This window comes from Agromyces sp. NPDC052230, assembly GCF_040679595.1.
GTDB lineage: Bacteria > Actinomycetota > Actinomycetes > Actinomycetales > Microbacteriaceae > Agromyces.
In genome coordinates this window covers 134,360-152,804 of record NZ_JBFAVC010000006.1, presented here as the reverse complement: position 1 = coordinate 152,804, position 18,445 = coordinate 134,360, and the positions used below count along the sequence as shown (strand labels likewise).

General features: G+C 71.0%; 16 protein-coding genes. 9 read left to right on the top strand and 7 right to left on the bottom strand.

Annotated features, from left to right (window positions below; genetic code table 11):
• The first annotated feature begins 54 nt into the window (after positions 1 to 54).
• The 5 genes from pabB (at position 55) to holA (ending at position 8,355) form a co-directional block, all read left to right on the top strand.
• Entirely contained in the window at positions 55 to 1,491 is a 1,437-nt protein-coding gene (gene pabB, locus AB0K73_RS14310; protein WP_360514115.1) for an aminodeoxychorismate synthase component I, read from the top strand.
• A gap of 87 nt (positions 1,492 to 1,578) precedes the next feature.
• On the top strand, positions 1,579 to 4,152 hold the full coding sequence (gene leuS, locus AB0K73_RS14305; protein WP_360514113.1) for a leucine--tRNA ligase: 2,574 nt from the start codon (positions 1,579 to 1,581) through the stop codon (positions 4,150 to 4,152).
• A 96-nt stretch (positions 4,153 to 4,248) separates the two neighbouring features.
• Positions 4,249 to 4,932, top strand: coding sequence for a ComEA family DNA-binding protein (locus AB0K73_RS14300; protein ID WP_360514110.1), 684 nt, complete (start codon positions 4,249 to 4,251; stop codon positions 4,930 to 4,932).
• A complete protein-coding gene (locus tag AB0K73_RS14295) occupies positions 4,933 to 7,287 on the top strand; it encodes a ComEC/Rec2 family competence protein (protein ID WP_360514107.1) in 2,355 nt (784 codons plus the stop codon).
• Between the two features lie 24 nt (positions 7,288 to 7,311).
• The gene (holA, locus tag AB0K73_RS14290; protein ID WP_360514104.1) at positions 7,312 to 8,355 is read left to right on the top strand and encodes a DNA polymerase III subunit delta; all 1,044 of its coding nucleotides are present in this window, start codon (positions 7,312 to 7,314) and stop codon (positions 8,353 to 8,355) included.
• A gap of 268 nt (positions 8,356 to 8,623) precedes the next feature.
• Here holA and rpsT read toward each other — a convergent pair whose 3' ends face one another.
• From rpsT to AB0K73_RS14265, 5 genes are all read right to left on the bottom strand, one after another.
• Complete coding sequence (gene rpsT / locus AB0K73_RS14285) at positions 8,624 to 8,884, bottom strand: 30S ribosomal protein S20 (protein WP_360514101.1); 261 nt, start codon at positions 8,882 to 8,884, stop codon at positions 8,624 to 8,626.
• 171 nt (positions 8,885 to 9,055) lie between these two features.
• Entirely contained in the window at positions 9,056 to 9,901 is an 846-nt protein-coding gene (locus AB0K73_RS14280; RefSeq protein WP_360514098.1) for a VOC family protein, read from the bottom strand.
• Between the two features lie 90 nt (positions 9,902 to 9,991).
• Positions 9,992 to 10,762 carry an alpha/beta hydrolase gene (locus AB0K73_RS14275; RefSeq protein WP_360514096.1) on the bottom strand — a complete coding sequence of 257 codons (771 nt, stop codon included), beginning with the start codon at positions 10,760 to 10,762 and terminating at the stop codon, positions 9,992 to 9,994.
• 3 nt (positions 10,763 to 10,765) lie between these two features.
• Positions 10,766 to 11,389 (bottom strand): response regulator transcription factor, encoded by a 624-nt coding sequence (locus tag AB0K73_RS14270; protein ID WP_360514093.1) that lies wholly within the window; start codon positions 11,387 to 11,389, stop codon positions 10,766 to 10,768.
• Positions 11,386 to 12,609 (bottom strand): sensor histidine kinase, encoded by a 1,224-nt coding sequence (locus AB0K73_RS14265; RefSeq protein WP_360514086.1) that lies wholly within the window; start codon positions 12,607 to 12,609, stop codon positions 11,386 to 11,388. Before AB0K73_RS14265 ends, AB0K73_RS14270 begins: the two co-directional genes overlap by 4 nt.
• A 58-nt stretch (positions 12,610 to 12,667) precedes the next feature.
• Here AB0K73_RS14265 and AB0K73_RS14260 point away from each other — a divergent pair, with 58 nt between their 5' ends.
• The 4 genes from AB0K73_RS14260 to hemW all read left to right on the top strand — a co-directional run bounded on the left by AB0K73_RS14260 (position 12,668) and on the right by hemW (position 17,386).
• Positions 12,668 to 13,498: a CPBP family intramembrane glutamic endopeptidase gene (locus tag AB0K73_RS14260; RefSeq protein WP_360514083.1), complete on the top strand. Its 831-nt coding sequence runs from the start codon at positions 12,668 to 12,670 to the stop codon at positions 13,496 to 13,498.
• 83 nt (positions 13,499 to 13,581) lie between these two features.
• A complete protein-coding gene (lepA, locus tag AB0K73_RS14255; protein WP_360514080.1) occupies positions 13,582 to 15,438 on the top strand; it encodes a translation elongation factor 4 in 1,857 nt (618 codons plus the stop codon).
• A gap of 89 nt (positions 15,439 to 15,527) precedes the next feature.
• Complete coding sequence (locus AB0K73_RS14250; RefSeq protein WP_360514077.1) at positions 15,528 to 16,160, top strand: DUF1990 family protein; 633 nt, start codon at positions 15,528 to 15,530, stop codon at positions 16,158 to 16,160.
• On the top strand, positions 16,160 to 17,386 hold the full coding sequence (hemW, locus tag AB0K73_RS14245; RefSeq protein WP_360514074.1) for a radical SAM family heme chaperone HemW: 1,227 nt from the start codon (positions 16,160 to 16,162) through the stop codon (positions 17,384 to 17,386). The genes AB0K73_RS14250 and hemW overlap by 1 nt, the downstream gene beginning before the upstream one ends.
• Positions 17,387 to 17,392: 6 nt before the next feature.
• On the opposite strand, the gene AB0K73_RS14240 is transcribed toward hemW, so the two are convergent.
• Both AB0K73_RS14240 and AB0K73_RS14235 read right to left on the bottom strand, forming a co-directional pair.
• Positions 17,393 to 17,776, bottom strand: a complete 384-nt coding sequence (locus AB0K73_RS14240; protein ID WP_360514071.1) for a DUF4870 domain-containing protein — start codon at positions 17,774 to 17,776, stop codon at positions 17,393 to 17,395.
• Positions 17,777 to 17,892: 116 nt separating this feature from the next.
• Complete coding sequence (locus tag AB0K73_RS14235) at positions 17,893 to 18,285, bottom strand: DUF4870 domain-containing protein (protein WP_360514068.1); 393 nt, start codon at positions 18,283 to 18,285, stop codon at positions 17,893 to 17,895.
• Positions 18,286 to 18,445: the final 160 nt, after the last annotated feature.

Genomic DNA, 18,445 nt, shown 5'->3' with positions numbered 1-18,445 from the left:
CCACTGAGCAGAAGGGCGGCGCGAGCGATCTCGTCGCCCTTCTAGGCTGGGAGGATGCCGCGTCGCATCCGCTCCCGCACGCTCGACGCGTGGCACGAGCCCGAAGCGGTCTTCCGGGCGCGGTACGCCAAGGCGACGCACGCGGTCTGGCTCGACGGTGGAGCGGATGCCACGACCGGCGTCAGCGTCCTGGCAGCGGCGCACGCCGGCAGCGTGTTCGTCACCGCCGACGTCGTGCGCGGCATGGTCACCCGGTCCACGCCGGGCGATCCCGATGCGACCTCCGCGACGCATGAGGCATCCGTCTTCGACGCACTGGCCGAGGGCCTCGGCGGACTCGTGACCGACGGCGGGGCGGCCGGCCCGCTCGGCTGGTTCGGCTGGTTCGGCTACGAGCTCGGCGCGGCGCTGAACGAGGTACCCGCGGCAACGGCCGAGACGCCGGATGCCGCGTTCCTCTTCGTCGACCGGGCGATCATGTTCGACCACGACGCGCGCGAGGTGCGACTGGTCTGGCTCGAGTCGGACGCGGGGCAGCCCGGGTCGCAGCCGGGAACCGCATGGGCGGAGGACGTCGCCTCAGCCCTGATGGCGATGGCCGACGGGCATCGGTCGCCCGAGCGCCGGGCGGCATCTGCGTCGACGAAGGCCCCCGCGGTGCGCTGGCGGCACGATTCCGAGCACTACGCCGACCTCATCGCCCGGTGCAAGGCCGCGATCGTGCGCGGCGACGCGTACCAGCTGTGCCTCACCAACCGGGTGGACGTCGACGTACGACCCGATCCGGCGTCGGCCTACCTCGCGCTGCGCGCCTCGAGTCCCAGCCACCACGGCGGCTACGTACGGTTCGGCGACGTCGCGCTCCTCAGCGCGTCGCCCGAGCTGTTCCTGCACGTCGGCGTCGACCGCGTCGTGTCCACGAAACCCATGAAGGGGACGCGCCCGCGCGGCGCCGACCCGGCGAGCGACGAGGCGCTCAAGCGCGAACTCATCGAGAGCGAGAAGGAGCGCGCCGAGAACCTCATGATCGTCGACCTCATGCGCAACGACCTCGGCCGGATCGCGGAACTCGGCACCGTGAGCGTGCCGAGCCTCCTCGCGGTCGAGGAGTACGCGCATGTGCACCAGCTCGTCTCCACGGTGCAGGCTCGGCTGCGGCATCCGCTCACCGCCCTCGACGCGGTGCGGGCCGCGTTCCCGGCCGGGTCGATGACCGGCGCGCCGAAGCACAGCGCCATGTCGATCCTGCACGAGCTCGAGGAGGGGCCGAGGGGCGTCTACTCGGGCGCGTTCGGGTACCTCGCCGTCGACGGCAGCGCCGACCTCGCCATGGTCATCCGGTCGATCGTGCTCACGCCGGCCGGCGCCAGCATCGGCACCGGCGGCGGCATCACCGCGCTGTCGGTCGCGGCCGAGGAGATCGAGGAGACCCGCGTCAAGGCCAGGGCCCTGCTCCGCGCACTCGGCGCGGCCTCCGACCCCGCGGAGTGAGTAGGCTGGATGTCCGAGCGCGCGCCGCGATTCGGCGTGCCCGAAGCACGCGGAGCGACTCCGCAGCGACACACGATTGAGAGTCACGTGGCACAGGATCAGGACCAGGCCCACGCCGACAACGGCGCGTACGACTTCGCCGCCCTCCAGGCGAAGTGGCTTCCCGTGTGGGACGAGCTCCAGCCCTTCCGTGCCGGTCGCCCCGGCGCGACCAAGCCGCGCAAGTACATCCTCGACATGTTCCCGTACCCATCGGGCGACCTGCACATGGGCCACGCCGAGGCGTTCGGCTACGGCGACACCGTCGCGCGCTACTGGCGCCACCAGGGCTTCGACGTGCTGCACCCGGTCGGCTGGGACTCGTTCGGCCTGCCCGCCGAGAACGCCGCCATCAAGCGCGGCATCGACCCGCGCGGCTGGACCTACGACAACATCGAGCAGCAGAAGCGCTCGTTCCGCCAGTATGCGCCGTCGTTCGACTGGTCGCGCGAGATCCACACGAGCGATCCCGAGTACTACCGGTGGAACCAGTGGCTCTTCCTGAAGCTCTACGAGAAGGGCATCGCCTACCGCAAGGCGGGGCTCGTGAACTGGTGTCCGAACGATCAGACCGTGCTCGCCAACGAGCAGGTCATCGACGGGCACTGCGAGCGCTGCGGCTTCGTGGTGACGAAGAAGGCGCTGACCCAGTGGTACTTCCGCGTCACCGACTACGCCGACCGCCTGCTCGACGACCTGAACCAGCTCGAGGGATCGTGGCCGTCGAAGGTCGTCACGATGCAGCGCAACTGGATCGGCCGTTCGGCCGGCGCCGACGTCGAGTTCGAGATCGAGGGCCGCGATGAGCGCGTCTCGGTCTTCACGACGCGGCCCGACACGCTCTTCGGCGCGACCTTCATGGTGGTCGCACCCGACTCCGAGCTCGCGGCCGAGCTTGCGGCGGGGGCATCCGCCGAGGTGAAGGCCCGGTTCGAGGGCTATCTCGACTCGGTGCGTGCCGAGAGCGACATCGACCGGCTCGCGACGGACCGGCCCAAGACCGGCGTATTCCTCGAGCGGTACGCGATCAACCCGGTCAACGGCGAGCGCCTGCCGATCTGGGCGGCCGACTACGTACTCGCCGACTACGGCCACGGGGCGATCATGGCCGTGCCCGCCCATGACCAGCGCGACCTCGACTTCGCCCGAGCGTTCGAGCTGCCCGTGCGCGTGGTCGTCGACACGACGGCGCCCGTCACCGGAGTCATCCCGGTGATCCAGCTCGACGAGCACGGCGGCCCGATCATGCCCGAGGGCGCCGAGCTCGAGGACCCGGCCGCCACCGGCGTCGCCCTCGCGGGCGACGGACGGCTCGTGAACTCGGGGCCGCTCGACGGCCTGTCGAAGTCGAACGCCATCCGCCGGGTGATCGAGCTGCTCGAGCAGCGCGGTCTCGGCCGGGCTGCGAAGAACTTCCGCCTGCGCGACTGGCTCATCTCGCGTCAGCGGTACTGGGGCACGCCCATCCCGATCATCCACTGCCCCGACTGCGGTGAGGTGCCGGTACCCGAGAGCGAGCTGCCGGTGCGGCTTCCCGATGCTGCGGGACTCGACCTGAAGCCGAAAGGCTCGAGCCCGCTCGGCGCCGCCGAGGACTGGGTGAACGTCGCCTGCCCGAACTGCGGGGGAGCGGCCCGCCGCGACTCCGACACCATGGACACGTTCGTCGACAGCTCCTGGTACTACCTGCGCTACCTCAACCCGAACGACGACACGCAGGCCTTCGACACCGCCGAAGCCGAGAAGTGGCTGCCCGTCGACCAGTACGTCGGCGGCGTCGAGCACGCGATCCTGCACCTGCTCTACTCGCGCTTCATCACGAAGGTGCTCTTCGACCTGGGCTACCTGAGCTTCACCGAGCCGTTCACCTCGCTGCTCAACCAGGGCATGGTCATCATGGACGGCGCGAAGATGTCGAAGTCGAAGGGCAACCTCGTCGAGTTCGCGGCCGAGCTCGGCGCGCACGGCGCCGACGCGCTTCGGGTGACCCTCGCCTTCGCCGGACCTCCCGAGGACGACATCGACTGGGCGGATGTCTCGCCCGTCGGTGCGGCGAAGTTCCTCGCTCGCGCGTGGCGCATCGCCGGCGAGGTCACCTCGAGCCCCGACGTCGAGTGGAAGACCGGCGACGCGACCCTGCGCCGCATGACGCATCGCCTGCTCGCCGACGCGCCGACCCTCGTCGAGGCGTTCAAGTTCAACGTCGTCGTCGCGCGCCTGATGGAGCTCGTGAACGCCACGCGCAAGGCCATCGACACGGGCGCCGGCCCGGCCGATGCCGCGGTGCGCGAGGCGGTCGAGGTCACCGCGATGATCCTCGACCTGTTCGCGCCGTACACCGCCGAGGACATGTGGGAGCGCCTCGGTTACGAGCCGAGCGTCGCGCTCGTGCCGTGGCGCAAGGCCGACCCCGCCCTTCTCGTCGAGGAGTCGGTGACGGCCATCGTGCAGGTCGACGGCAAGGTGCGCGACCGGCTCGAGGTGTCGCCGAAGATCTCGCCCGACGATCTCGAGTCGCTCGCTCGCGGTTCGGCTGCGGTGGCGCGTTCCCTCGCGGATCGTGAGATCGCCAACGTGATCGTACGCGCGCCGCGGCTCGTGAACATCGCCACGCGCCGCTGATCACTCGTCCTCGACAGCGCTGCGGATTGGGCCGCCGGGCACTGCGGGTGGGCGCGGGCGGCTGAGGGGTCGACCGCCGGCCGTAGCGTGCCGGTCATGCCCGCGCGCCCCGAACCCGACCCGCTCGCCGCGCTCGACGCGTCGGCACGCCGTGCCGCTCCACGGGTGCGGATCGCGGTGGGCGCGGCCGTCGTGCTGTTCATCGCCGCGGTCGCCATCGCCGCGATGCTCTCGTTCGCGTCGACCGGGGGAGGCGAGCAGGGGGTGATCTCGGCGTCCGCTTGGGAGGCGTCGGACTCCGACGGGGCATCCGCCACCGACGGCGAGGCAGGCGAGGTCGAGGTGGGCACGGCACCGCTCCTCGTGCATGTGCTGGGCGCCGTGGCCAAGCCAGGGCTCGTCGAGCTGCGCGCAGGTGCGCGCGTGGTCGACGCCGTCGCGGCGGCCGGCGGGTTCACTGCTCAGGCCGATCCGGCGGGCGTGAATCTCGCGCGACCCGTCGTCGACGGCGAGCAGCTGGTCGTGCTCGCGATCGGAGAGGTGCCGGCACCGGCGGGCGCGGTTGGCGGTGGCGCTCCGGCCGGCGACGGGCTCGTGCACCTGAACACCGCTGACGTCGCAGAGCTCGACACCCTGCCCCGCATCGGTCCGGCGCTGGCCCAACGCATCATCGACTGGCGCGAGGCGAACGGCCCGTTCGCGAGCGTCGACCAGCTGCTCGAGGTGGCGGGCATCGGCGACGCCGTCTTCTCGGGGCTCGCCGAACTCGTGGCGCCCTGAGTGGGCGACCTGCGACTCCTCGCACCCGCCCTCGCGGCGTGGGTGACAGGGTGGCTCGTGATCGGGGCGCCCGACGCAGGCCTCGACTCCGGGGCCATCGCCGGGGGCATCTGGGCAGCGGGCGGGTCGATGCTCGTCGTGCTCCTCGTCGCCCGACGATGGGCGTCCGACGGCGTGCTGCTGCGCATCGGGCCTCCGGCACTCGTGGCCCTCGCGGTGTCGGGTCTCGTGGCCGGTTCGGCAGCGGCCGGGCACGGCCAGCGCGACGCCTCGACGCTCGTGGAGGCGGCCGGGCAGTATCGCACGGTCGAGGTGGTCGTCGAGGTCGTGGCCGCACCGCAGGCCATGAGGGGTCCCGCGTGGCTCGAGGCATCCGATCAGCCGACCCTCCGCGTGGACGCACGGCTCGTCGCCGTCGACGGCCGACCGGCCGCTCCCGTGGCGGTGACGGCGAACCTGCAGGTGCCCGCCGCGCGCGTGCAGCTCGGCACCCGGCTCACCTTCGAGGCACGCGTGAGCAGGTTGCCCGCCGCCGACGAGCACGGATTCCGCCTGCGGGCGGCAGGCGACGTCCGAGCGGCCGACGAACCACCGCCGTGGCTGTCGTGGGCCGCCGGGCTGCGGCTCGGCTTCGCGGACGCGGCCCGCGGGCTCGGCGGCGACGGGGCCGCCCTCGTCCCCGGGCTCGCGATCGGCGACACGAGCGCCGTCAGCGAGTCGCTCGACGCCGCCATGAAGGTGAGCTCGCTGAGCCATCTCACGGCGGTCTCGGGCGCCAACTGCGCCATCGTCACGGCCGCCGCGTTCCTGCTCGCGGCCCTCTGCCGGGTGGGCAGGACCGGGCGGATCGTCGCGGCGGTCCTCGCCCTCGTGGGCTTCGTCGTGCTCGTCACCCCCCAGCCGAGCGTCATCCGCGCGGGCGCGATGGCGGTGGTCGTGCTCGTCGCGCTGGCCGCCGGTCGGCCGGGCGGCGGAGTCACCGCCCTTGGGATCGCCGTGGTCGCCCTGCTCGCGTTCGACCCGTGGCTCGCGCGGGATTACGGGTTCGCGCTCTCGGCCGCAGCGACGGCCGGTCTGCTGCTGCTCACGGCACCCCTCACCGCGCTCTTGTCGCGGTTCATGCCGACCCCGATCGCCGTCGTGCTCGGCGTGCCGCTGGCCGCGCAGCTCGCCTGCCAGCCCATCCTCGTGCTCCTCGACCCTGCGATCGCGCTGTACGGCGTTCCGGCGAACCTTCTGGCCGCACCGGCCGCTCCCGTCGGTACGGTCGTGGGCCTCGTCGGATGCCTCGTGCTCCCGGTGCTTCCGTCGGTGGGTATGGCGTTCCTCCAGGTCGCGTGGCTGCCCGCGTCGTGGATCGCCCTCGTCGCGCACGGCGCGGCCGGCCTCCCCGGAGGACGGCTGCCGTGGATCCCGGATGCCCCGGGCGCGCTGCTGCTCGTCGCGTGCACGACGTTGGCGCTCTGGCTGGCCCTGTCACCGCCGCGAGCGGGGTGGCTTCACGCGCCGGCGGCCGCGCTGCTCGTGGTGGCCGTGGCGATTCCGCTGGGGGCATCGGTGGGCGGCCCGTTGGTCGGTGCGGCGACGCGGCCGGGCGACTGGGATGTCGCGGCGTGCGACATCGGGCAGGGCGACGCCGTGCTCATCCGCTCGGCGGGCGCCACGGCGATGATCGACACGGGCCCCGATCCTGCGGCGCTCGAGCGGTGCCTGGCGCTGCTTCGCATCGAACGCGTCGATCTCCTCGTGCTCACGCACTGGGACGCGGATCATGCTGGAGGAGCGGGCGCGGTGGCGGGCCGGGTCGGAACCGTGATCCACGGACCGCTCGACGGGGAGCGTTCCGACCGGGTGCTCGGTCCTCTCGCGCGGGGCGGCGCAGCGGTCGAGGAGGTCGTGGCGGGTCATCGCGGCGAGCTCGGCGATGCACGCTGGCGCGTCGTGTGGCCCAAGCCGAGGGCGGTTCCGGGGAACGACGCCAGCGTGGTCATCGACCTCGATGCTCCGGGATTCCGCGGGGTGTTCCTCGGCGACCTCGGCGAGGAGGCACAGCTTCGGATGCAGCGGTCGGTCGATCTCGGGAGGGTCGACCTCGTCAAGGTCGCGCATCATGGCTCGGCCGACCAGAGTGAGGCGCTGTACCGCGAGCTTCGTGCGACCGTCGGAGTCATCGGCGTCGGCGCCGAGAACGGCTACGGACATCCCACGGATCGACTGCTCGACCTCCTCACCGCGACCGGCACGACGGCCGTGCGCACCGACCGCTCGGGCACCGTCGTGCTCACCGCCGACGGCGCCGGAGGCTTCGAGCTCTGGACCGAGCGATCCGGAACCGCCGTCGGAGGCGGCCCCTAGACTTGAGCGGGAACGGGAGGTGCGGTGGCGGCACGATCAGGCACGGCACGGGCGGGGGCGGCGCCGCGTGCGAAGGTCGCCATCCCGCAGCTCGCATGGAATGAGATCCGCCCAGCCCCGGTCGTGCTCATCTCGGGCGCCGAGACGGTGCTGGCCGAGCGCGCGAGCGGCCTGTTGCGCGACTTCCTCCGCTCCGAGGACCCTGCGCTCGAGGTCAGCGACCTCGACGCCGACGGCTACCGCCGGGGCGAGCTGCTGACCCTCGCCAGCCCCTCGTTGTTCGGTGAGCCCCGACTCATCCGGGTCAACGGGGTCGAGCGAGCGAGCGACGACTTCCTCACCGACGCGCTCGACTACCTCGAGCAGACCGCCGAGTCGACGACCCTCGTGCTTCGGCACGCGGGTGGCCAGCGAGGCAAGAAGCTCCTCGACACCATCCGAGCCGGCACCGGAGGCGGCATCGAGATCGTGTGCGCCGAACTCAAGAAGGACGTCGAGAAGCAGGACTTCGCGGCGGCCGAGTTCCGGGCGGCCGGGCGCAAGATCAACCCGCGCGCCCTCCGGTCGCTCGTCGCCGCGTTCGCCGACGACCTCGCCGAGCTCTCGGCGGCGTGCCGCCAGCTCCTCGCGGACGCGCCCGACGAGATCACCGAAGCGGTGGTCGCGCAGTACTACGGCGGTCGCGTCGAGACGAACGCGTTCACCGTCGCCGACGCCGCGATCGCCGGGCGCCACGGCGAGGCGCTCATCGCGCTGCGGCACGCACTCGACAGCGGCGCCGACCCGGTGCCCATCGTCGCCGCGTTCGCCATGAAGATCCGCACCATGGCGAAGGTCTCGGGCGTCCGAGGCGGTGGCCCGCAGGTGGCGGCCTCGCTCGGACTCGCGCCCTGGCAGGTCGACCGGGCGCGACGCGACCTCGCCGGCTGGAGTGACGAGGGCCTCCGGCGGGTCATCGAGTCGCTCGCCGCCGCCGACGCCGCGGTCAAGGGCGCCGAGCGCGACCCGGTGTTCGCACTCGAACGACTCGTCGGCATCATTGCGGCCCGCGGCCGCGACCTCGCCTGACGCACGCCACGCGGCATCCGCTCGCCGGGTCACGGGTGCTCTGGCGCACCTTCGTGTCCAAACCTGCGGATATACGATCCGCCACCCCGGCGGATGGCCGGAGGCGACCGGCGCGCCCGATCGTATATCCGCAGGAACGAGCATTACGGGGCGGCCGGGGCCGGGGCCGGGGCACGCGCCGAGGCGTCGGGCAGCTCGCGTCATCGACGCCGGGAACGACGAAGGTCCCGCACGATCGTGCGGGACCTTCGGGCAGAACAGGTACGCGTCAGAGCGCGGCGACCTGCTTCGCGATGGCCGACTTCTTGTTCGCGGCCTGGTTCTTGTGGATCACGCCCTTCGAGGCGGCCTTGTCGAGCTTGCGCGTCGCGACGCGGAGGGCGGTCGTCGCCTTCTCCTTGTCGCCCGAGGCGATGGCCTCGCGCGTGGCGCGGACCGCGCTCTTGACCTCGCTCTTGACGGCCTTGTTGCGCTCCTGTGCCTTCAGGTTGGTGCGGATGCGCTTGATCTGCGACTTGATGTTTGCCACGTGGGGTTCTTTCGTTCGTGTGTGGGTACCGGATATGCCGCGCGCGGTAGAGGGGCCGACGCGGCGTCTCGTGCGGGGTGGGACCCACACGTAAGCCAACAGACAACGATACCAGTACGTCGCCCACCTCTCCAAAGCGCGTCAAGCCAGGCACAGCGGGGACTCCGAACGTCAGCGCGCGGGTGGAACGAATTGGCTCGCGGTGAACATGCCGCCCTGCGGGTCGCGGATGAGGGCATCGCGTGTCCAGTCCGAATCGGTGGAGGCGACGACGGTGCCGCCGAGCCGCTCCGCGTTCGAGGCGCTCTCGTCGCGGTCGGCGACCGTGAAGGTCACGTGCCAATGCGGCGGCTCGTCGTCGTGGGCGGGGGCCAGCCAACCGATGGCGTCCTCGAAGCGAGGCGGTGTGAAGTCGCTCGCCTGCCGTTCGCGGATGTCGGGATCGACCGTCGCGGCCAGATGGTCGCCGTATCCGGGGCAGCGGATGAGCGTCCCGAAGCCGAGGTCCGCGAACTCCCAACCGAACACCTGCACGTAGAAGCCGGGCTCTGCCGGATCGGAGGTATGCAGATCCGCGAAGTTCCAGGCGCCCGGCTCGTTCACCGCCTGCACCCCGGGCCGGCCGCCGGCCTGCCAGAGCCGGAACCTCGTGCCGGCCGGGTCGGCGGCCTCGACGGCACGACCGGCGTCGCCGACCTCACGCGGCCCCGAGATGATGCGACCACCGGCCTCCACGATGCGTCGAACGACGGCGTCGGCGTCGGTCACCGCCACGTAGGTGTTCCAGGACGAACGGGGAGGTCGTGCCTCACCGCCGCCCGCCACGCCTCCGAGACCTGCGGTCTCCCGCCCCTCCAGTCGTGCCACCACGTACGGCGCACCGGCGCGGAGGCTCGGCGCGGATTCGAAGCTCCAGCCGAACAGCTCGCCGTAGAACGCCTGCGTCGCGGGGAGGTCGCGCTGCTCGATGTCGATCCATGAGGGCACGCCCTCTGGGTACGTCCGCTTCACGCTCATCGTCCTTCCCTTCGAGGGCGAGGATCGTCCGAATTCGCGGACGCCGCAAGGGGGCCGAGACCGAGGGCACGGTGCGGCCGTTCGAAGCAGTCAGGACGGAGCGGCACCAACGCGGCGTCGACGCCGCTCCCGCGCGGCACGGACCTCGAGCTCGGCCACGGCGCCGAGGACCGCGGCGGTGAACTCCTCGGGTCGAACGAGGCTCACGAGATGGGTCGCCCCGGGCACCACGACGAGACGGGCATCGCGTGCAGCACGGAGCATCCGCCGCTCCTCGATGCGGAAGTGGTCGAACTGTCCGTTGACGAACCACACCGGCACCTCGATGCGCCGCAGAGCCGCCTCGGGGTCGAGCTCGCCGACCACGCCGAGCGCGGGTGACATGACCTCGAGCGCGACGCCGCCGCCGAGCACGTCGGCCACGGCCTCGGGGGAGAGGAAGACGTGCGCCATGAGGTCGTTCATGGCACGGCCTCGGTCGGGGAGGCGACCGATGGCTTCGGCGATCCGGCGATAGCCCGCCAGTCCCGGGCCCCGGGGCCGCGTGCCGCACGAGGCGGCGACCAGTCCGTCGATGCGGCCGGGATGCGTCGCCGCGTATTCGATGGCGAGGTAGCCGCCGAGACTCAGGCCCACGAGAAGCACCGGGGTGAGGTCATCCTCCTTGCGCGTGCCCACCGCCTCGTCGATGACGCGCATCGCGTCGTCGAGCGAGAACGGATGACCCAGCAGCGCGCCGTGTCCGGGCAGGTCGACCGCGACCGTCTCGATGTCGTGTCGGGCGAACGCGTTGAGCTGCCGCCGCCACATCGAGGCGGAGGTGCGGATGCCGTGCACGAGCACGACGCGGGCGCGAGGCATCCGTCAGCCCGCCCTGATCGCACCGAGTTCGCGTGCGCGGGCCACCGCAGCGGTACGTGATCCGACCCCGAGCTTCGCGAAGATGTGCACGAGATGCGACTTCACCGTCGCCTCGCTGAGGAACAGCGCTCGCCCGATGTCGCGGTTCGAGCGGCCCTCGGCGACGAGCGAGAGCACTTCGCCCTCGCGTGCGGTGAGTCGCTCCCCGCTCGTGCGCGAGCCGTCGAGGCGCGAGGAGACCGCGGGTGCGAGCGCCGACTCGCCGACGGCGGCGGCGCGCACGGCGGCGACGAGCTCGGCGGGCGGCGCGTCCTTCAGGAGGTAGCCGCTCGCACCCGCCTCGATGGCGCCGAGGATGTCGGCGTCGGTGTCGTAGTTGGTGAGCACGAGCACGCGAGGCGCACCATCGTGCGAGCGGATGCGACGCGTCGCCTCGGCACCCTGCAGCGCGCCGGGGAACTGCAGGTCCATGAGCACGAGGTCGACGCCGGATGTCTCGGCCAGTCGCACCGCGTCCTCGGCCGTCGCGGCCTCGGCGACCACCTCGAGGTCGGTCTCCGACTCGAGCAGGGCACGGATGCCGGCCCGCACCACCGGATGGTCGTCGCTGAGCAACAGCCGGATCATGCCGTCACCACCGGGATCCGCACCGAGATCGCGGTGCCCTCGCCGGGGGTGGACTCGATGACGATGGTGCCCCCCTCGCGTTCGGCGCGCTGGCGCATCGCCCTGAGGCCGAACTTCACGCCGTCGGCCTCGGCGCGCAGGGCGGCGGCCGCGTCGAATCCCACGCCGTCGTCGACGATGTCGAGGGCGACCTCGTCACCGAGGTAGCTGAGTGTCAACTCGGCGCGAGAGGCATCCGAGTGCCGCAGCACGTTCGCCAATCCACCCTGCGCGATGCGCAGGAGCGACGCGTCGGCTGCCATCGGCAGCACCACGGGCGTGCCGCTCGTGCGGAATGTCACACGGGTGCGCGCACCCGACTGCTCGGCCTGGTCGTTCACTGCGTCGACGAGGCGACGCAGCGCCGCGGGCAGCGTCTGCTCGTCGAGCGACGGGGGGGTGAGTTCCCGGATGAAGCGGCGCGTCTCGCCGAGGTTGTCGGCCGCCGTCTCCCGGGCGAGGCGCAGCTTGTCGCGGGTGCGCTCGTCGTCGATGTCGCGCTCGGCGGCGTGCAGCAGCATCTGGATGCTCGAGAGACCCTGGGCGACGGTGTCGTGGATCTCGCGGGCGAGGCGCTCACGCTCGGCGAGGGTGCCGGCCTCGCGGCTGGCCGCCGCGAGCTCCTCGCGGGTGGCGAGCAGGTCGAGGATGAGGGCCTGCCGGTCGCGGGTCTCCTGCGACATGGCCCGGTAGCCGAGCCCGATGACGATGGCGACGCCCGAGCTGATGAGCGGTCCGAGGATGGAGCCGACCTCGAAGCCCAGATGCGAGGCCGTGCCCCACACCGAGAGCCCGAACGTGATGACCACGAGCGGCACCGCGACGGGAGCCGGCAGCACATGCAGCTCGAGGAAGAACAGGGGGAACGCGAGGAACGCGGCATCGGGGGTCAGCGTTGCCATTCCCACCCAGAGCCCGAGCAACGCGACGAGCCAGGCCACCCGCGCCCACGTCGGCAGGTGCCGGTGCGCGGCGGCGACCCCCGCGCCGTACCACGCGAGGAACGCGACCGCGAGGATCGTGACCGGCACCTCGGTGGGCGCGTCTTCGAGCAGGGCGCGCACGACGACGAACAGCGTGAGCCCGACGACGAGCAGGTGCAGCCCGAACCGGAGCGTGAGGAAGACGGGGCGCAGGGCCGAGGGCGCCACGCGTGCGTCGGTGGCCTCGATCACGGTCATGGTATTTTCAGCGTAGCCTCAGCGTCGCGGCGAAACATCCGTCGAAAGTGGGACCAACGTGACGCATCACGATGCTCCGCGTGGCGAGGTCGCCGCCGCGACCGGCGCTCGCCCCAGGCGGCCCCTGCTCTTCCTCGGCCTGCTCATGGTCGTGACGCTGCCCTTCTACGGGTTGCTGGCCTTCGACATCCCGATGCCGTTCGACCTGCCGCCGACCCTGGTCACGATCGTGTTGCCGGCCATCGTCGCCACCATGATGGTCGCGGTCGAGGCGGGAAGCTCCGGCATCAAGCGGTTATGGGCGTCGCTGAACCCGCGGCTCGCCCGCAAGCCGCGTGCGTGGCTGGCGGCGTTCCTCCTCGTCCCGATCGCCGGCGTGCTCGACTGGCTGCTGCGCACGTGGTGGGGCGTCGGCGGTGCTCCGGAAGGACCGCTCACGCCGTGGGCGATGGCGCCGGTCTACCTCCTCGCCTTCGTGGTCGGCGCCATCCCGGAGGAGATCGGATGGTCGGGCTACGCGAGCGGCCCGCTGGCCCGACGTCGGGGGATCCTCGCCGCCGGTGCGATCATCGGGCTGGTCTGGTCGGCATGGCACTGGATTCCGTACGTCGTCGAGGGCCGTGGCCTCGAGTGGATCGTCGGGCAGACGCTGCTCACCATCGGATTCCGGATCCTCATGGTCTGGGTCTTCGTCAGGGGAGGCGGGACGACGCTGCTCGCCTGCGTCATCCATGCGCTCACCAACGTCCTGTCGCTGTATCCGTCGGGCTTCGCCGAATCCCATCCGTGGACGCAACTGCTCGCCCTCGTCATCGCCGCCGCGGCCTTCTTCGGAGTCGTGCGTCTCGTCGACGTGCGACGCGGCCGCGTGGCACAGGCCCAGAACTGAGCCGCTCCCACAAGCATCCCGTCGCGGCATCCGTCGAGCCACGGCCGCGAACGTCGAACGGAACTCGTGGGAGAATCGTCAGGATGTCCCCTCGAGCTGCTGACCCTCCGGTGCCCGCTGCCACCGACCCCGCGTTGATCCGCAACTTCTGCATCATCGCCCACATCGACCACGGCAAGTCGACCCTCGCCGACCGCATGCTCGGCATCACGGGCATCGTGAGCGACCGCGACATGCGCGCGCAGTACCTCGACCGCATGGACATCGAGCGCGAGCGCGGCATCACCATCAAGAGCCAGGCCGTGCGCATGCCCTGGCAGCTCGGCGACACGTCGTACGCGCTCAACATGATCGACACGCCCGGCCACGTCGACTTCAGCTACGAGGTCTCGCGCTCGCTCGCGGCCTGCGAGGGCGCGATCCTGCTGGTCGATGCCGCGCAGGGCATCGAAGCGCAGACCCTCGCGAACCTCTACCTCGCGCTCGAGAACGACCTCGAGATCATCCCGGTGCTGAACAAGATCGACCTGCCCGCCGCCGAACCCGAGAAGTACGCCAAGGAACTCGCCGACCTCATCGGCGGGTCGCCCGACGACGTCATGCGCGTCTCGGGCAAGACGGGCGTGGGCGTCGAGGAGCTGCTCAACCGCGTCGTCGAGCGCATCCCCGCCCCGGTGGGTGACGCGGATGCCCCGGCGCGGGCCATGATCTTCGACTCCGTGTACGACAGCTACCGGGGCGTCGTCACCTACGTGCGCATGATCGACGGGCACCTGAGTCCCCGCGAGCGCATCCAGATGATGTCGACCCGGGCCACTCACGAGATCCTCGAGATCGGCGTGAGCGCCCCCGAGCCCACGCCCTCCAAGGGCCTCGGCATCGGCGAGGTGGGCTACCTCATCACCGGCGTGAAGGACGTGCGCCAGTCGAAGGTCGGCGACACCGTCACCACTGCCTCGAAGCCCGCCGCCGAGGCACTCGCGGGCTACACCGAACCACTGCCGATGGTGTTCTCGGGCCTGTACCCGATCGACGGGAGCGATTACCCCGAGCTGCGCGAAGCGCTCGACAAGCTCAAGCTGTCGGATGCCGCCCTCGTCTACGAGCCCGAGACCTCGGTCGCCCTCGGCTTCGGGTTCCGCTGCGGCTTCCTCGGCCTCCTCCACCTCGAGATCGTCACCGAGCGGCTGCGCCGCGAGTTCGACCTCGACATCATCGCGACGGCGCCCTCGGTGATCTACGAGGTCACCACCGAGGACAAGAAGACCGTCACGGTCACGAACCCGAGCGAGTTCCCGACGGGAGCCAAGATCGTCGAGGTGCGCGAGCCCACCGTCCGAGCCGCGATTCTCGCGCCGAAGGACTACGTCGGCACCATCATGGAGCTCTGCCAGTCGCGTCGTGGCACGCTGCTCGGCATGGAGTACCTCGGCGAGGACCGGGTCGAGATCCGCTATGCCATGCCGCTCGGCGAGATCGTCTTCGACTTCTTCGACCAGCTGAAGTCGAAGACCGCCGGCTACGCGTCGCTCGACTACGAGCCCGCGGGCGACCAGGCCGCCGACCTCGTGAAGGTCGACATCCTGCTGCAGGGCGAGCAGGTCGACGCGTTCAGTGCCATCGTGCACCGCGACAAGGCGTACGCGTACGGCGTGCTGATGACGGGGCGCCTGCGCGAACTCATCCCGCGCCAGCAGTTCGAGGTGCCCATCCAGGCCGCGATCGGCGCCCGCATCATCGCGCGCGAGTCGATCCGGGCCATGCGCAAGGACGTGCTCGCCAAGTGCTACGGCGGTGACATCACCCGCAAGCGCAAGCTCCTCGAGAAGCAGAAGGAGGGCAAGAAGCGCATGAAGATGGTGGGCCGCGTCGAGGTTCCGCAAGAGGCGTTCATCGCGGCGCTGTCGGGCGACACCGAGAAGAAGGATGCCAAGAAGTAGCGCGGTCGTCCACGTGAGCTGCGTACTCTACTCGACGACCTCCCCGCTACCCCGAGGAACCGGTCAGGCGACATCCGTAGAATGAACGGATGACCCGACGCAGCACGTTCACCGACCAGTCGGTCACGTACGGCGCCATCGGCGCGACCCTCGATCCCGACCTGCTGCGGTACCCGCCCGCCGGATTCCGGCCCGCGGAGGACTCCGTTCGCCTCGGCTCGGGTGAGGAGCGCTTCGCGCGTTCCGTCGAAGCGCTCATGACCTGGGGCATCCAGAAGGGCTCCGGCTTCGAGGTGACGGAGATCTCGCCCGGCACGGGCGCACAGTATCCGGGCATCGTCTACGACGTCGACGGCACCCCGCTCGCCGAGCAGCCCGGCCTCCGCCGCGAGGACCGGTTCGGGCCCGACGGCACGCCCTACATCGCGGCGGGTATGACGGCGACGCTCGTGCGCAAGGGCCGGATCCTCACGCATCGCACGCCGGTGCTCGTCGTCTACGTGATCGACGAGCCGAAGCGCGTCGGGTTCGCGTACGGCACGACCGCCGAGGGCCCCGAGAGCGGCGAGGAGGCCTTCATCCTCGAGCACCGCGACGACGACGGGGTGTGGCTCACCATCCGGTCGATGTTCGACACGCGCGCCCTCGCGCCGGCGCAGCGCCGCAAGCGCCGCGAGCTCACCCGCACCGAGCTCCGCGCGCTGCATCCCGCCTACACCTGATGGCATCGGCCCTTCCGCTCGGCGAACCCGCGCCGCTCGACGGGCTTCTGCCGCACTCGGCCGCGCTCGGCTCGCGCGAACGGGCGTTCGGCGTGTACGTGCACGTCCCGTTCTGCCGGGTGCGCTGCGGGTACTGCGACTTCAACACCTACACGGCGAGCGAACTGCGCGGCGCACGGCAGGTCGACTACGCCGACCATGCGATCGGGGAGCTCCGGATGTCGCGGCGCGTGCTCGCGGCATCCGGCATCGCCGAACGCCCCGCTGAGACGGTCTTCTTCGGTGGCGGGACGCCGACCCTGCTGCCCGCCGACGACCTCGTCCGCATGCTCGCCGCCGTGCGTGCCGAGTTCGGCCTCGCGGGCGGCGCCGAGGTGACGACCGAGGCGAATCCCGACTCGGTCGACCCCGTGTACCTCGAGCGGCTCGCCGAGGGCGGGTTCACGCGCGTGTCGTTCGGCATGCAGTCGGCCGTACCGCACGTGCTGGCCGCGCTCGACCGCACGCACGACCCCGCGCGGGTTCCGCTCGTCGTCGGGTGGGCGAAAGATGCCGGCCTCGACGTGAGCCTCGACCTCATCTACGGCACGCCGGGGGAGTCGCTCGACGACTGGCGCCGGAGCCTCGAGGCGGCGATCGCCGAGCGGCCCGATCACCTCAGCGCATACGCGCTCATCGTCGAGGACGGCACGAAGCTCGCGCGCCAGATCCGTCGGGGTGAGCTCGCGCAGCCGAGCGACGACCTCGAGGCCGACATGTACGAGTTGGCCGACGAACTGCTCGGCGTAGCGGGGTACGAGTGGTACGAGGTGAGCAACTGGGCCACCGCGTCCGAGCACCGTTCGCGTCACAATCTCGGCTACTGGCGCGGTGATGACTGGTGGGGCGTCGGCCCGGGCGCCCACAGCCACGTCGGCGGGGTGCGCTGGTGGAACGCGAAGCATCCGTCGGCCTACGCCGAGCGGGTGACCGCCGGACACTCGCCGGCCGTCGGGCGCGAGGTGCTCGACCCGCCTGCCCGTGAGACCGAGCGGGTGCTGCTCGCCACGCGCATCCGCGACGGCCTCGACATCGCCTCACTCGCCGCCGGCAGCCGGCGCGCCGTGGCCGGCCTCATCGCCGACGAACTCGTGGACGCGAAAACCGCCCTCGCCGGTGGGCTGACGCTCACCAGGCGAGGGCGGCTGCTCGCGGACGCCGTGGTCAGGCGCCTGCTCGAGGACTGAACGCTCTCAGCTCACGAACTTGATCGAGAGCGGGTAGGTGTAGGGCTGTCCCTGGTTGGCCTTCATCGCGGCGATGATGCTGAAGATGATCACGACCACCCACACCGCGATGAGGATGAAGATGCCGATGATGACGAAGGTCAGGATCGACCCGATCACGTAGGCGATCGTCATCGTGATCTGGAAGTTCAGCGCGGTGGCGGTGTGCGCCCGTACGAACGGGCCCTTGTCCTTCAGGACGAGGTAGCCGATCAGCGCCGGAATGAAGCCGAAGAAGATGCCACCGATGTGGATCAGCGTCGACCACAGCTTCTCGTCGTTCGGGCTGAGCCCCGGGCCCTGATCGTACGGGTTCTGGGGCGGCGGGGGAGGCGTGGGGGTGTCGGACATCAGATCTCCTCGTTCGGGCTCGTCCTCGTGGCGAGACTCATTCGGTTTCATGCTGGCACAGCAACGCCCGCCGCGGGAGTAGGACGCCCCCGCGGCGGGCGAAACTCACGTACGGATCACTTGATGAGGCGGATGGCGAACGGGTAGCGGTAGTGCCGCCCGTCCTTCGCCTGGAGGAAGGCGATGATCGAGAAGACCACGCCGAGGATCCAGACGACCCACGAGAGGAATGCGCCGATGACGACGACGATGAGGATCGCCGAGATCACGTAACCGAAGAGCAGCGTGATCTGGAAGTTCAGGGCTTCCTTCGCCTCGGTGTTCGTGAACGTGCCGCGGTCCTTGAAGACGAGCCAGATGATCAGCGCCGGGATGAATCCGAGGATGCCGCCGAGGTGGGCGAACGAGCCCCACTGGATGTCCTGCTCGGGCGACAGCGGCGCGGCGGCGGCGGGCGGCGGCGGGGTCGCGGCGTTCGGATCGGAGGCCGGGTAGTTGGGGTCGGTCATGCCATGCCTTTCAGGGGGGTTCACGGTTGAGCCGCGTGGGCGCGACGGGGGATGATCGCTGCCGGGACCCGCGGAGTACCCATACGGTATCGCCGCGTGGCGAGCGGTGGCAACGGGCTCTTTCCCGGGATGTCGCGGTAGTATTGGCAGTCGGATACAG

Excerpts from the sequence above, each read along its gene's own strand:
- pabB (WP_360514115.1), top strand. The coding sequence starts at position 55 with ATGCCGCGTCGCATCCGCTCCCGCACGCTCGACGCGTGGCACGAGCCC.
- AB0K73_RS14300 (WP_360514110.1), top strand. The coding sequence starts at position 4,249 with ATGCCCGCGCGCCCCGAACCCGACCCGCTCGCCGCGCTCGACGCGTCG.
- AB0K73_RS14280 (WP_360514098.1), bottom strand. The coding sequence starts at position 9,901 with ATGAGCGTGAAGCGGACGTACCCAGAGGGCGTGCCCTCATGGATCGAC.
- AB0K73_RS14275 (WP_360514096.1), bottom strand. The coding sequence starts at position 10,762 with ATGCCTCGCGCCCGCGTCGTGCTCGTGCACGGCATCCGCACCTCCGCC.
- AB0K73_RS14270 (WP_360514093.1), bottom strand. The coding sequence starts at position 11,389 with ATGATCCGGCTGTTGCTCAGCGACGACCATCCGGTGGTGCGGGCCGGC.
- AB0K73_RS14265 (WP_360514086.1), bottom strand. The coding sequence starts at position 12,609 with ATGACCGTGATCGAGGCCACCGACGCACGCGTGGCGCCCTCGGCCCTG.
- lepA (WP_360514080.1), top strand. The coding sequence starts at position 13,582 with ATGTCCCCTCGAGCTGCTGACCCTCCGGTGCCCGCTGCCACCGACCCC.
- AB0K73_RS14250 (WP_360514077.1), top strand. The coding sequence starts at position 15,528 with ATGACCCGACGCAGCACGTTCACCGACCAGTCGGTCACGTACGGCGCC.
- hemW (WP_360514074.1), top strand. The coding sequence starts at position 16,160 with ATGGCATCGGCCCTTCCGCTCGGCGAACCCGCGCCGCTCGACGGGCTT.
- AB0K73_RS14240 (WP_360514071.1), bottom strand. The coding sequence starts at position 17,776 with ATGTCCGACACCCCCACGCCTCCCCCGCCGCCCCAGAACCCGTACGAT.
- AB0K73_RS14235 (WP_360514068.1), bottom strand. The coding sequence starts at position 18,285 with ATGACCGACCCCAACTACCCGGCCTCCGATCCGAACGCCGCGACCCCG.